Raw genomic sequence first — 13,059 nt, forward strand, 5'->3', positions numbered from 1 at the left:
TGAGTATGCGACGTATAGCCGTAATGGGCGCTGCCGGGCGCATGGGCAAGACGCTGGTCGAAGCCGTGCAGCAGCGCTCGCCGGCGTCCGGGCTGACCGCGGCGATCGTGCGTCCGGGCAGCACGTTGATCGGTGCGGACGCCGGTGAGTTGGCCTCACTGGGCCGTATCGGCGTCTCGTTGTCCGGTCATCTGGCGCAGGTGGCCGACGAGTTCGACGTGTTGATCGATTTCACGCTGCCGGAGGTGATGCTGGAAAACCTGGCGTTCTGTCGCAAGGCAGGTAAGGCGATGGTGATCGGTACCACCGGTTTGACGGTTGAGCAGAAGCAGTTGCTGGCTCAGGCGGGCAAGGATATCCCGATCGTCTTTGCGGCGAACTTCAGCGTAGGCGTGAATCTGTCCCTCAAGCTGCTGGATATGGCGGCTCGCGTGTTGGGTGATGAGGCGGATATCGAGATTATCGAAACCCATCATCGCCACAAGATCGATGCGCCGTCCGGGACTGCCTTGCGGATGGGCGAGGCCATCGCTGAGGCGTTGGGGCGTGACCTGTCCAAAGTGGCGGTGTATGGCCGTGAAGGGCACACCGGTGCCCGTGCGCGCGACACCATTGGTTTTGCCACCGTACGCGGTGGTGATGTGGTCGGCGATCACACTGTGCTGTTTGCCACTGAAGGCGAACGCCTGGAAATCACGCACAAGGCCTCGAGTCGCATGACGTTTGCCAAGGGCGCGGTGCGCGCTGCGCTCTGGCTGGAAGGGCGCGAGCCTGGCCTGTACGACATGCGTGATGTGCTCGACCTGCACTAATCGGTAGCTTAAACAGGGCCTCAAGCTTATGCTTGGGCCCCGTTTTACCCGCTAAGCGACGCCCTGTCGCATTCCCCTGCCTTTCAGGCTCATTAGCGGTGGACCAAAAAAGCCTTTTTCTGTAAGCTACAGCTTTAGTGTGTCCACTAAAAGCGCGCAGAATAATTCAGTGAAGAAGCGGGGTGACGTGTCCATACGTCACTCCGCTTTTTTGCAACCTGCGATCGCCCTTTCAGGCTTTATTTACGGGAGGTCTTCTTGACTAAGCCAGCCATACTCGCCCTTGCTGATGGCAGCATTTTTCGCGGCGAAGCCATTGGAGCCGACGGTCAAACCGTTGGTGAGGTGGTGTTCAACACCGCCATGACCGGCTATCAGGAAATCCTTACCGATCCTTCCTACGCCCAACAGATCGTTACCCTGACCTATCCGCACATCGGCAACACCGGTACTACACCGGAAGACGCCGAGTCTGATCGTGTCTGGTCGGCCGGTCTGGTGATTCGTGACCTGCCACTGGTTGCGAGCAACTGGCGTAACACGATGTCGCTGTCCGATTACCTGAAAGCCAACAATGTTGTGGCGATCGCCGGTATCGATACGCGCCGTCTCACGCGCATCCTGCGTGAAAAAGGCTCGCAGAACGGCTGCATCATGGTCGGTGAGAATATCTCCGAAGAGGCCGCGATTGCCGCAGCGCAAGGGTTCCCTGGCCTGAAGGGCATGGACTTGGCGAAAGTCGTCAGCGTCAAAGAGACGTACGAATGGCGCTCCACTGTCTGGGACCTGAAGACCGACAGCCACGCGACTATCGAGGCCGCCGACTTGCCTTATCACGTTGTGGCCTACGACTACGGCGTGAAGTACAACATCCTGCGCATGCTGGTTGAGCGTGGCTGCCGCGTAACCGTGGTGCCGGCGCAAACCCCGGCCAGCGATGTACTCGCCCTGCAACCGGACGGCGTGTTCCTGTCCAACGGCCCTGGTGACCCGGAGCCATGCGACTACGCCATCCAGGCGATCAAGGACGTGCTGGAAACCGAGATCCCGGTATTCGGTATCTGCCTGGGCCACCAGTTGCTTGCCCTGGCCTCGGGCGCCAAGACCCTGAAAATGGGCCACGGTCACCACGGTGCCAACCACCCCGTGCAGGACCTGGACACCGGCGTTGTCATGATCACCAGCCAGAACCACGGTTTTGCGGTGGATGAGGCGAGCCTGCCTTCGAACGTGCGCGCCATTCACAAGTCGCTGTTCGACGGTTCCCTGCAAGGCATCGAGCGCACCGACAAGAGCGCGTTCAGCTTCCAGGGGCACCCTGAAGCCAGCCCGGGCCCGAACGACGTAGCGCCGCTGTTCGACCGTTTCATCAATGAGATGGCCAAGCGACGCTGACTGAGCGGCCTGCGGGTGGTCCCGAATTTCGGTGGCCCCCGCAGGCTCTTCAAAGAATGTTCAAGACGGCTTGCCGACTGACCTGCGGATTTGAGTGACAAACCCATGCCAAAACGTACAGACATAAAAAGCATCCTGATTCTCGGCGCTGGCCCGATCGTTATCGGCCAGGCCTGCGAATTCGACTACTCCGGCGCCCAGGCCTGTAAAGCCCTGCGCGAGGAGGGTTACCGCGTCATCCTGGTGAACTCCAACCCGGCCACCATCATGACCGACCCGGCCATGGCCGATGCCACCTACATCGAACCGATCAAATGGCAGACCGTGGCCAAGATCATCGAGAAAGAGCGTCCGGACGCGCTGTTGCCAACCATGGGCGGCCAGACCGCACTGAACTGCGCCCTGGACCTGGAGCGCGAAGGCATCCTGGAGAAGTTCGGCGTCGAGATGATCGGTGCCAACGCCGACACCATCGACAAGGCTGAAGACCGTTCGCGTTTCGACAAGGCGATGAAGTCCATCGGCCTTGATTGCCCGCGCTCCGGTATCGCCCACAGCATGGAAGAAGCCAACGCGGTTCTCGAAAAGCTGGGCTTCCCGTGCATTATCCGTCCGTCCTTCACCATGGGCGGCACCGGTGGTGGCATCGCCTACAACCGTGAAGAGTTCGAAGAGATCTGCGCCCGCGGCCTGGACCTGTCGCCGACCAAAGAGCTGCTGATTGACGAATCCCTGATCGGCTGGAAAGAATACGAGATGGAGGTTGTCCGCGATAAAAAGGACAACTGCATCATCGTCTGCTCCATCGAAAACTTCGACCCGATGGGTGTGCACACCGGTGACTCGATCACCGTTGCGCCGGCGCAGACCCTGACGGACAAGGAATACCAGATCATGCGTAACGCCTCGTTGGCGGTACTGCGTGAGATCGGCGTTGAAACCGGCGGCTCCAACGTTCAGTTCGGCATCTGCCCGGACACCGGCCGCATGGTCGTGATCGAGATGAACCCGCGTGTATCGCGTTCGTCGGCGCTGGCATCGAAAGCCACCGGTTTCCCGATTGCGCGTATCGCCGCCAAGCTGGCAATCGGTTACACCCTGGACGAGTTGCAGAACGAAATCACCGGCGGCGCCATGCCGGCGTCTTTCGAGCCGTCTATCGACTACGTCGTGACCAAGCTGCCGCGCTTTGCCTTCGAGAAATTCGCCAAGGCCGATGCGCGCCTGACCACTCAGATGAAGTCGGTCGGTGAGGTCATGGCCATCGGCCGCACGTTCCAGGAGTCCCTGCAGAAAGCCCTGCGCGGCCTGGAAGTCGGTGTATGCGGCCTGGACGAGAAGCTTGACCTGAGCAACCCGGAAAGCATGAGCATCCTCAAGCGCGAGCTGACCGTACCGGGCGCCGAGCGTATCTGGTACGTGGCTGACGCCTTCCGTGCCGGCCTGAGCGTCGAAGATATCTTCGGCATGAACATGATCGACCCTTGGTTCCTGGTGCAGATCGAAGACCTGATCAAGGAAGAAGAGAAGGTCAAGACCCTCGGCCTGTCGTCCATCGACCGCGACCTGATGTTCCGCCTCAAGCGCAAAGGCTTCTCCGATCAGCGTCTGGCCAAGCTGCTGGGTGTGACCGAGAAAAACCTGCGTACCCATCGCCACAAGCTGGATATCTTCCCGGTCTACAAGCGCGTTGACACCTGCGCCGCCGAGTTCGCCACCGACACTGCGTACATGTACTCCACCTATGAGGAAGAGTGCGAAGCCGCGCCGTCGGGCCGCGACAAGATCATCATCCTGGGTGGCGGTCCGAACCGTATCGGCCAGGGCATCGAGTTTGACTATTGCTGCGTACACGCCGCTCTCGCTCTGCGCGAAGACGGGTACGAGACCATCATGGTCAACTGCAACCCGGAAACGGTTTCCACCGACTACGACACGTCCGACCGCCTGTACTTCGAACCGGTGACACTGGAAGACGTACTGGAAATCTGCCGCGTCGAGAAGCCAAAAGGCGTGATCGTCCAGTACGGCGGCCAAACCCCGCTGAAACTGGCGCGTGCCCTGGAAGCCGCTGGCGTGCCGATCATCGGTACCAGCCCGGATGCCATCGACCGTGCAGAAGATCGTGAGCGTTTCCAGCAAATGGTCGAGCGCCTGAACCTGCGTCAGCCGCCGAACGCCACCGTGCGCAGCGAAGACGAAGCCATCCGTGCTGCCAGCAAGATCGGCTACCCGCTGGTGGTGCGTCCGTCCTACGTACTGGGCGGCCGCGCGATGGAAATCGTCTACGAAGAAGAAGAACTCAAGCGCTACCTGCGTGATGCGGTGAAAGTCTCCAACGACAGTCCGGTGCTGCTCGACCACTTCCTCAACTGCGCCATCGAAATGGACGTGGACGCGGTGTGCGACGGTACCGACGTGGTGATCGGCGCGATCATGCAGCACATCGAACAGGCGGGCGTTCACTCCGGTGACTCCGCGTGCTCGCTGCCGCCGTACTCGCTGCCGGCGCACATCCAGGACGAGATGCGCGAACAGGTCAAGAAAATGGCCCTGGAGCTGGGTGTGGTCGGCCTGATGAACGTGCAGTTGGCGCTGCAAGGCGAAGACATCTACGTCATCGAAGTCAACCCGCGCGCTTCGCGTACCGTACCGTTCGTGTCCAAGTGCATCGGTGTGTCCCTGGCCATGATTGCTGCGCGCGTAATGGCCGGTAAGACCCTGAAGGAAATCGGCTTCACCAAGGAAATCATTCCAAACTTCTACAGTGTGAAAGAGGCGGTGTTCCCATTCGCCAAATTCCCTGGGGTGGACCCGATCCTGGGCCCGGAAATGAAGTCCACCGGTGAAGTGATGGGCGTGGGCGACACCTTCGGCGAAGCCTTCGCCAAGGCCCAGATGGGCGCCAGCGAAGTGCTGCCGACCGGCGGTACTGCGTTTATCAGCGTGCGCGATGACGACAAGCCACTGGTTGCGGGTGTGGCCCGTGATCTGATCAACTTGGGCTTTGAAGTCGTGGCTACCGCCGGGACCGCCAAGCTGATCGAAGCTGCCGGCCTGAAAGTACGCCGCGTGAATAAAGTGACGGAGGGCCGTCCGCACGTGGTCGACATGATCAAGAATGACGAAGTCACCCTGATCATCAACACCACCGAAGGTCGCCAGTCGATCGCGGACTCCTACTCCATTCGTCGTAATGCCTTGCAGCACAAGATCTACTGCACCACCACCATTGCTGCTGGCGAAGCCATCTGCGAAGCGCTCAAGTTCGGTCCGGAAAAGACCGTGCGTCGCTTGCAGGATCTACACGCAGGATTGAAGGCATGAGCATAACCAAATACCCGATGACCGTTCAGGGCGCTCGCGCCCTGGAAGAGGAGCACGCCCATCTGACCAAAGTCGTACGTCCAAAGCTGAGCCAGGACATTGGTACGGCCCGCGAGTTGGGTGACTTGAAGGAAAACGCCGAATACCACGCTGCTCGCGAGCAGCAGGGTATGGTCGAGGCGCGGATCCGTGATATCGAAGGCCGCATGCAGAATGCGGTGATCATCGACGTCACGACCATCCCGCATACCGGCAAGGTGATTTTTGGCACCACGGTGGAAATCGCCAACGTCGAGACCGATGAGCGCGTTGTTTATCACATCGTGGGCGAAGACGAGGCTGACTTCAAACTCGGCAAGATCTCCGTCGGTTCACCGCTCGCCCGTGCCTTGATTGCCAAGGAAGAAGGGGACGTGGTGTCTGTGAAAACCCCCGGCGGCGTGATCGAGTACGAGATTGTTGAAGTTCGTCACATCTGAAAGACGGCGCCCGCTTCGTGCGGGCGCCATGCTTTGGCAGCTCTCCCAGATGCTTTGGGTGGGTGGCCTGTGGTTGTTGCACATTGGCGTGCTGCCAGCGCTGGGTTTGATTGGCCTGGCACCGCTGCTGATCGATGAGATCGACGGATTGCTCAGTGCGTTGCTGGTGGCTTTTGCGGCGGCGTGCGTGACCCTCCAGGCATTAGTGCTGGTCAAGGCTGAAGGCCTGGGGAGTTTGTGGCGGGATATTCGCGGCCAACTGCTATTGATGGCGCTGTATGCGTGCGCAATGTATTGCGTCGTGCATGTCTGGCTGCCGCAAGCGTTGCGCTGGCAGCTATTCAGCTATCTTGTGCTAGGGTTCTCCGGCCTGGTGCTGGTTATACAGCCCGCACCGGGATGGAGTGGCGGGGCGCGCGAAGCACGCCCCTGACCCTTGTCATCATTTGAAGCGATGAACGTTCGACAGTTGCTTGTTGACGCTGAAATTCTTGCGATACAGCAGCGCCATCTTGCCGATAACCTGAACCAGGTCCGCCTTGCCCACCTTGCACAATTCTGCAACGGCGGCCAGGCGCGCTTCGCGATCAAGGATATTGACCTTGATCTTGATCAGTTCATGATCATTGAGTGCGCGTTCGAATTCGGCTAACACACCTTCAGTCAAACCGTTGTCTGCCACAATCAGAACTGGTTTCAGATGGTGGCCAATGGATTTGTACTGTTTCTTCTGCTCTTGAGTGAGCGGCATAATCTGACCCCTGCGTCTGATCTTGTAAAAAGCGGCGGCCAGTTTACCCGAGCGAGTCCGGGACCGCCCAGTTAATCACGACCCGTTTTATTTTTCGAGGTGGCCCGTGGCCCGTTCCAAAACCAGCCTTAAGTGGCTACAAGAGCATTTCAACGATCCTTACGTCAAAAAGGCGCAGAAGGACGGCTACCGTTCCCGGGCCAGCTACAAATTGCTGGAGATCCAGGACAAGGACAAATTGATCCGTCCCGGCATGAGCGTCATTGACCTGGGCGCGGCCCCGGGTGGCTGGTCCCAGGTGACCAGTCGTCTGATTGGTGGGCAGGGCCGCTTGATCGCTTCAGACATCCTGGAGATGGACAGCATCCCGGATGTGACCTTTGTTCATGGTGATTTCACCCAGGACAGCGTGCTCGCAGAGATTCTTGAGGCGGTGGGAAATTCGCAGGTAGACCTTGTGATTTCCGACATGGCCCCCAATATGAGTGGATTACCGGCCGTCGATATGCCGCGTGCCATGTTCCTGTGTGAACTGGCGCTGGACCTGGCGGGTCGGGTACTGCGTCCTGGTGGTGATTTCCTGGTGAAAGTCTTCCAGGGCGAAGGGTTTGACGAGTACCACAAGAACATCCGCAAGCTGTTCGACAAGGTGCAGACACGCAAGCCTGACTCTTCCCGGGACAGGTCTCGGGAGCAATACCTGCTCTGTCGCGGCTTTCGCGGCGTTGAAGGCGCGGCGAGCGAAGAGCGTTTTTGAGAGATTCGAGGAGGGCGATAGGTTTTTTTATATCGCTTTCGTCATGAAGCTTTACGATTATTGTGTAGTCAAAGTTTCACAAAGGGTTACAGACGGCGCCTGCCAGTGTTGTAGGTAATGTAGTAAGTTAGGCCGGTGAATATCATGCGAAGCGCGCGCCAGTAGCGGAGCTTGCTTCAGAGGGTAGTTAATTGAACGATATGGCAAAGAATCTGATCCTGTGGTTGATCATCGCGGCTGTCCTGGTGACGGTGATGAACAACTTCTCCAGCCCTAACGAGCCGCAGACCCTCAACTATTCCGACTTCATCCAGCAAGTTAAGGATGGCAAGGTCGAGCGCGTGGCGGTTGATGGCTACGTGATTACCGGCAAGCGTATTGATGGCGACAGCTTCAAGACCATTCGTCCGGCCATTCAGGACAACGGTCTGATCGGCGACCTGGTGGACAACAAGGTCGTTGTGGAAGGCAAGCAGCCTGAGCAGCAGAGCATCTGGACCCAGCTCCTGGTAGCCAGCTTCCCGATCCTGGTGATTATCGCCGTGTTCATGTTCTTCATGCGCCAGATGCAAGGGGGTGCCGGAGGCAAGGGCGGGCCGATGAGCTTCGGCAAGAGCAAGGCACGCCTGCTCTCCGAGGACCAGGTGAAAACCACCCTGGCGGATGTCGCCGGTTGCGACGAAGCCAAGGAAGAAGTCGGTGAGCTGGTCGAGTTCCTGCGTGATCCGGGCAAGTTCCAGCGCCTGGGCGGACGCATTCCTCGTGGCGTACTGATGGTCGGCCCGCCGGGTACCGGTAAAACCTTGCTGGCCAAGGCGATTGCCGGCGAAGCCAAGGTGCCGTTCTTCACCATTTCCGGTTCTGACTTTGTCGAGATGTTCGTCGGTGTCGGTGCCAGCCGTGTTCGCGATATGTTCGAACAGGCCAAGAAGCACGCGCCATGCATCATCTTCATCGACGAAATCGATGCCGTGGGTCGCCATCGTGGCGCCGGCATGGGTGGCGGTCATGACGAGCGTGAGCAGACCCTCAACCAGTTGCTGGTGGAGATGGATGGTTTCGAGATGAATGACGGCATCATCGTCATCGCCGCAACCAACCGTCCGGACGTACTGGACCCTGCGCTGCTGCGTCCGGGCCGTTTCGACCGCCAGGTGGTGGTAGGGTTGCCGGATATCCGCGGTCGCGAACAGATCCTCAAGGTCCACATGCGTAAAGTGCCTATGGGCGACGACGTGGCTCCGGCCGTGATTGCCCGTGGTACCCCAGGCTTCTCCGGTGCTGATTTGGCCAACCTGGTCAACGAGGCTTCGTTGTTCGCAGCCCGTACCGGCAAACGCATCGTTGAAATGAAAGAGTTCGAATTGGCCAAGGACAAGATCATGATGGGCGCAGAGCGCAAATCCATGGTCATGTCCGAGAAGGAAAAGCAGAACACTGCGTATCACGAAGCCGGTCACGCTATCGTGGGTCGGGTTGTGCCTGAGCATGACCCGGTCTACAAGGTGTCGATCATTCCACGCGGTCGTGCCTTGGGCGTGACGATGTTCCTGCCGGAAGAGGATCGTTACAGCCTCTCCAAGCGCGCGCTGATCAGCCAGATCTGTTCGCTGTACGGCGGTCGGATTGCGGAAGAGATGACGTTGGGCTTCGACGGTGTTACCACCGGTGCTTCCAACGACATCATGCGCGCCAGTCAGATCGCCCGGAACATGGTGACCAAGTGGGGCCTGTCGGAGAAACTCGGTCCGTTGATGTATGCCGAGGAAGAAGGCGAAGTATTCCTGGGACGTGGCGGTGGCGGTCAAAGTGCCAGTTTTTCGGGCGAGACAGCCAAGCTGATCGACTCCGAGGTGCGCAGCATCATTGACCAGTGCTACGGCACGGCCAAGCAGATCCTCACCGACAACCGCGACAAGCTGGACGCGATGGCTGATGCGCTGATGAAATACGAGACTATTGATGCCGATCAGATCGACGACATCATGGCGGGGCGTACGCCTCGTGAGCCTCGCGATTGGGAAGGTGGTTCAGGTACCTCGGGCACTCCGCCAGTGGTGCAGAATGAACGTCCTGAAGCTCCGATCGGCGGCCCGGCGGCTGACCATTAAGGTTTGAAATGATTTCTGCGTCGTCCTCCACCCGGTTGCCTTGCGGCAACCGGGTTCTTGATTTGGCCCATACGCATGTCATGGGCATTCTTAATGTAACTCCCGATTCGTTTTCCGATGGCGGCCGCTTCAGCCGGCAGGACGCCGCGTTGCGTCATGCGCAGGCGATGGTGGCAGCCGGCGCGACGTTGATTGATGTTGGCGGCGAGTCGACTCGGCCGGGTGCCCGCGTTGTTTCTCCTGTGGAGGAACTGGAGCGGGTGGCGCCGATTGTCGAGCGCATTGCGCGCGAGCTGGATGTGATCATCTCGGTGGACACGTCAACGCCGGCGGTGATGCGGGAAACTGCACGCCTGGGAGCGGGCCTGATTAATGATGTGCGTTCGTTGCAGCGCGACGGTGCCCTCGACGCCGCTGCGGCGACCGGCCTGCCCGTGTGTCTGATGCATATGCTGGGAGAACCCGGCAATATGCAGGATAATCCGCACTACGACGACCTGGTTGGCGAGGTAAGCAGCTTCCTGGCTGACCGAGTCGCCCAGTGCGCGTCAGTGGGCATTGGCGCTGAAAAGATCATTCTCGATCCCGGGTTTGGCTTCGCCAAGACCCTGCAGCATAATTTAAGCCTGTTCAAGCATATGCAAGCCCTGCACGCCCTTGGTCGGCCTCTTCTGGTCGGTGTTTCGCGCAAGAGCATGATAGGGCAGGCCCTGAATCGCCCGGTGGGTGAGCGGCTGTATGGCGGCCTCGCGCTGGCTGCGCTTGCCATGACCAAGGGCGCTCGTATTTTGCGTGTGCATGATGTCGCCGAGACGGTGGACGTGGTGCGCATGATTGCCGCTGTAGAATCAGCCGAATAAGAATGATGGAGCACTCATGACTAAGAAATATTTTGGCACCGACGGTATCCGTGGTCGGGTCGGTGAATACCCGATTACCCCAGATTTCATGCTCAAGCTGGGTTGGGCGGCAGGCATGGCGTTCCGCAGCATGGGCGCGTGCCGCATCCTGGTGGGCAAGGACACGCGTATTTCCGGCTACATGTTTGAATCCGCGCTAGAGGCGGGGTTGTCCGCCGCGGGTGCCGACGTGATGCTGCTGGGCCCCATGCCTACACCGGCGATCGCCTACCTGACGCGTACCTTTCATGCTCAAGCCGGTATCGTGATCAGTGCCTCGCACAATCCGCACGATGACAATGGCATCAAGTTTTTCTCGGGGCAGGGCACCAAGTTGCCGGACGAGATCGAGCTGATGATCGAAGAGCTGCTGGACGCGCCGATGACGGTGGTCGAGTCCAGCAAGCTGGGCAAGGTGTCGCGTATCAACGATGCCTCCGGTCGCTACATCGAATTCTGTAAAAGCAGCGTGCCGAGCAGCACCAATTTCGCCGGGCTGAAGATCGTCGTTGATTGTGCCCATGGTGCGACGTACAAGGTGGCGCCGAGTGTCTTCAAGGAGCTTGGTGCGCAAGTCACTGTGCTGTCGGCTCAGCCCAACGGGTTGAACATCAACGACAACTGCGGTTCCACGCACATGGAGCAGTTGCAGGCGGCGGTTCTGGCCGAGCATGCGGACCTGGGCATCGCCTTTGACGGCGATGGCGACCGCGTGTTGATGGTGGATCACACCGGGATGGTCGTGGATGGTGATGACCTGCTGTTCATCATTGCCCGCGACTTGCATGAGCGTAACAAGCTGCAAGGGGGTGTCGTCGGTACGCTGATGAGTAACCTGGGGCTTGAATTGGCGCTGGCTGAACTGGGGATTCCCTTCATTCGCGCCAATGTCGGTGACCGTTACGTGATCGCCGAGTTGCTGGAACGCAATTGGCTGATTGGTGGTGAAAACTCGGGGCATGTCGTTTGCTTCCAGCACACCACCACGGGCGACGCAATCATTGCCGCGCTGCAGGTGTTGCTGGCCTTGCGTCGTCGCGAAGAGAGCCTGGCGCAGGCGCGACAGGCGCTGCGCAAGTGTCCGCAGGTGCTGCTCAATGTGCGTTTCGGCGGTGGCGAAAATCCAATCGAGCACCCCTCTGTCAAGGAAGCGTGCGAGCGTGTTACCCAGGCAATGGCTGGGCGTGGGCGGGTGTTGTTGCGCAAGTCCGGCACAGAGCCTCTGGTGCGTGTCATGGTCGAAGGCGAGGACGAAACGCAGGTTCGCGGCCATGCCGAAGACCTGGCAAAACTGGTAACTGAAGTTTGCGCCTGAATTCGGCTTGCCAGTGATGGTGTGGTTGGGTAACATCTGCGCCCACTTTGACCGACGGGGTACAGCATGCGTCGCACGATGGTAGCTGGTAACTGGAAGATGCACGGTACCCGCGCCAGTGTCGCTGAGCTGATCAATGGCCTTCGTCACCTGGCCTTGCCTGGCGATGTGGATGTTGCGGTTTTCCCGCCTTTCCTGCATGTCGGCCAAGTGGTTGATGGCTTGAAAGGTCAGTCGATTCAGGTCGGTGCGCAGAATTGCGCGGTGGAACCCGCCCAAGGTGCGTTGACCGGTGAGATTGCGCCCAGTCAGTTGGTTGATGCCGGTTGTGCCTATGTGCTTGTTGGGCACTCCGAGCGCCGCCAGTTGATGGGTGAAAGCGATCAGATGCTCAACCGAAAGTTCGCAGCGGCACAGGCTTGTGGCTTGATCCCGGTGTTGTGCATAGGGGAAACCCTTGAGCAGCGCGAATCGGGCAAGACGCTTGAAGTTGTCTCGCGTCAGCTGGGCAGCATCATCGAGGAGCTGGGTGTTGGTGCGTTTGCAAAGGCAGTAATCGCTTACGAGCCGGTCTGGGCCATTGGTACCGGGCTGACTGCTACACCGCAACAGGCGCAGGATGTGCACGCCGCCATCCGCGCGCAGTTGGCGGCAGAAAATTCTGAAGTCGCACAAGGTGTGCGGCTTCTATACGGCGGCAGCGTGAAGGCGGCCAATGCGGTCGAACTGTTCGGCATGCCGGATATCGATGGGGGGCTCATTGGTGGAGCTTCCCTGAATGCAGATGAGTTCGGTGCGATCTGTCGCGCCGCGGGAAACTGAAAAAATGCTGGAAACAGTCGTAGTCGTTTTTCATCTGTTGGCTGCCCTGGGCGTAGTTGCTCTGGTTTTGTTGCAACAGGGTAAAGGTGCGGATGCTGGTGCGTCTTTCGGTGCAGGTGCTTCAAATACTGTATTCGGAAGCCAAGGTTCCTCTACCTTTCTTAGTAAGTTTACTGCTATACTTGCCGCCGGTTTCTTCATAACCAGCTTGGGGTTAGGTTACTTTGCTAAAGAGAAGGCTCATGTGCTGACTCAAGTAGGTTTGCCAAACCCAGCAGTGTTGGAAGTACCAAAAGCAAAACCGGCTTCTGATGATGTCCCGGTGCTTCAAGAGCAAAAGTCGGCTACTCCAGCGACTGACGTGCCTCCAGCTCAAGAGCAGAAGTAAGAA

The 13,059-nt window shown here is 59.0% G+C and carries 12 protein-coding genes; 11 read left to right on the forward strand and 1 reads right to left on the reverse strand.

Going from position 1 to position 13,059, the window contains the following annotated elements; all coding sequences use genetic code 11:
- Nucleotides 1-5 precede the first annotated feature (5 nt).
- The 5 genes from dapB (at nucleotide 6) to BFQ00_RS04040 (ending at nucleotide 6,446) form a co-directional block, all read left to right on the forward strand.
- Nucleotides 6-812 carry a 4-hydroxy-tetrahydrodipicolinate reductase gene (gene dapB / locus BFQ00_RS04020; protein ID WP_065932685.1) on the forward strand — a complete coding sequence of 269 codons (807 nt, stop codon included), beginning with the start codon at nucleotides 6-8 and terminating at the stop codon, nucleotides 810-812.
- 258 nt (nucleotides 813-1,070) lie between these two features.
- Nucleotides 1,071-2,207: a glutamine-hydrolyzing carbamoyl-phosphate synthase small subunit gene (gene carA, locus BFQ00_RS04025; protein WP_065932686.1), complete on the forward strand. Its 1,137-nt coding sequence runs from the start codon at nucleotides 1,071-1,073 to the stop codon at nucleotides 2,205-2,207.
- 105 nt (nucleotides 2,208-2,312) lie between these two features.
- The gene (gene carB / locus BFQ00_RS04030; RefSeq protein ID WP_065932687.1) at nucleotides 2,313-5,534 is read left to right on the forward strand and encodes a carbamoyl-phosphate synthase large subunit; all 3,222 of its coding nucleotides are present in this window, start codon (nucleotides 2,313-2,315) and stop codon (nucleotides 5,532-5,534) included.
- A 2-nt stretch (nucleotides 5,535-5,536) separates the two neighbouring features.
- Nucleotides 5,537-6,013 (forward strand): transcription elongation factor GreA, encoded by a 477-nt coding sequence (gene greA / locus BFQ00_RS04035; RefSeq protein ID WP_057725061.1) that lies wholly within the window; start codon nucleotides 5,537-5,539, stop codon nucleotides 6,011-6,013.
- A 28-nt stretch (nucleotides 6,014-6,041) separates the two neighbouring features.
- Nucleotides 6,042-6,446: an MFS transporter gene (locus tag BFQ00_RS04040; RefSeq protein ID WP_065883938.1), complete on the forward strand. Its 405-nt coding sequence runs from the start codon at nucleotides 6,042-6,044 to the stop codon at nucleotides 6,444-6,446.
- A 9-nt stretch (nucleotides 6,447-6,455) separates the two neighbouring features.
- On the opposite strand, the gene BFQ00_RS04045 is transcribed toward BFQ00_RS04040, so the two are convergent.
- A complete protein-coding gene (locus BFQ00_RS04045) occupies nucleotides 6,456-6,764 on the reverse strand; it encodes a YhbY family RNA-binding protein (protein ID WP_003176146.1) in 309 nt (102 codons plus the stop codon).
- Nucleotides 6,765-6,870: 106 nt separating this feature from the next.
- Between BFQ00_RS04045 and rlmE the strand changes: the two genes are divergently transcribed.
- From rlmE to secG, 6 genes are all read left to right on the forward strand, one after another.
- Complete coding sequence (rlmE, locus tag BFQ00_RS04050; RefSeq protein WP_003235041.1) at nucleotides 6,871-7,521, forward strand: 23S rRNA (uridine(2552)-2'-O)-methyltransferase RlmE; 651 nt, start codon at nucleotides 6,871-6,873, stop codon at nucleotides 7,519-7,521.
- A gap of 200 nt (nucleotides 7,522-7,721) precedes the next feature.
- The gene (gene ftsH / locus BFQ00_RS04055) at nucleotides 7,722-9,632 is read left to right on the forward strand and encodes an ATP-dependent zinc metalloprotease FtsH (protein WP_057725015.1); all 1,911 of its coding nucleotides are present in this window, start codon (nucleotides 7,722-7,724) and stop codon (nucleotides 9,630-9,632) included.
- 8 nt (nucleotides 9,633-9,640) lie between these two features.
- The gene (gene folP, locus BFQ00_RS04060; RefSeq protein ID WP_065932688.1) at nucleotides 9,641-10,492 is read left to right on the forward strand and encodes a dihydropteroate synthase; all 852 of its coding nucleotides are present in this window, start codon (nucleotides 9,641-9,643) and stop codon (nucleotides 10,490-10,492) included.
- 16 nt (nucleotides 10,493-10,508) lie between these two features.
- Complete coding sequence (gene glmM, locus BFQ00_RS04065; protein WP_065883941.1) at nucleotides 10,509-11,846, forward strand: phosphoglucosamine mutase; 1,338 nt, start codon at nucleotides 10,509-10,511, stop codon at nucleotides 11,844-11,846.
- Between the two features lie 66 nt (nucleotides 11,847-11,912).
- Nucleotides 11,913-12,668 (forward strand): triose-phosphate isomerase, encoded by a 756-nt coding sequence (tpiA, locus tag BFQ00_RS04070; RefSeq protein WP_057725018.1) that lies wholly within the window; start codon nucleotides 11,913-11,915, stop codon nucleotides 12,666-12,668.
- Between the two features lie 4 nt (nucleotides 12,669-12,672).
- The gene (secG, locus tag BFQ00_RS27645) at nucleotides 12,673-13,056 is read left to right on the forward strand and encodes a preprotein translocase subunit SecG (RefSeq protein ID WP_010206600.1); all 384 of its coding nucleotides are present in this window, start codon (nucleotides 12,673-12,675) and stop codon (nucleotides 13,054-13,056) included.
- Nucleotides 13,057-13,059 lie beyond the last annotated feature (3 nt).

This window comes from Pseudomonas sp. 28 E 9 (assembly GCF_900004785.1).
GTDB classification, from domain to species: Bacteria; Pseudomonadota; Gammaproteobacteria; order Pseudomonadales; family Pseudomonadaceae; genus Aquipseudomonas; species Aquipseudomonas orientalis_A.

What these genes read in the sequence shown, in the direction of transcription:
- dapB (WP_065932685.1), top strand. Translation starts at nt 6, where the DNA reads ATGCGACGTATAGCCGTAATGGGCGCTGCCGGGCGCATGGGCAAGACG.
- carB (WP_065932687.1), top strand. Translation starts at nt 2,313, where the DNA reads ATGCCAAAACGTACAGACATAAAAAGCATCCTGATTCTCGGCGCTGGC.
- BFQ00_RS04040 (WP_065883938.1), top strand. Translation starts at nt 6,042, where the DNA reads ATGCTTTGGCAGCTCTCCCAGATGCTTTGGGTGGGTGGCCTGTGGTTG.
- BFQ00_RS04045 (WP_003176146.1), bottom strand. Translation starts at nt 6,764, where the DNA reads ATGCCGCTCACTCAAGAGCAGAAGAAACAGTACAAATCCATTGGCCAC.
- ftsH (WP_057725015.1), top strand. Translation starts at nt 7,722, where the DNA reads ATGGCAAAGAATCTGATCCTGTGGTTGATCATCGCGGCTGTCCTGGTG.
- folP (WP_065932688.1), top strand. Translation starts at nt 9,641, where the DNA reads ATGATTTCTGCGTCGTCCTCCACCCGGTTGCCTTGCGGCAACCGGGTT.
- glmM (WP_065883941.1), top strand. Translation starts at nt 10,509, where the DNA reads ATGACTAAGAAATATTTTGGCACCGACGGTATCCGTGGTCGGGTCGGT.
- tpiA (WP_057725018.1), top strand. Translation starts at nt 11,913, where the DNA reads ATGCGTCGCACGATGGTAGCTGGTAACTGGAAGATGCACGGTACCCGC.
- secG (WP_010206600.1), top strand. Translation starts at nt 12,673, where the DNA reads ATGCTGGAAACAGTCGTAGTCGTTTTTCATCTGTTGGCTGCCCTGGGC.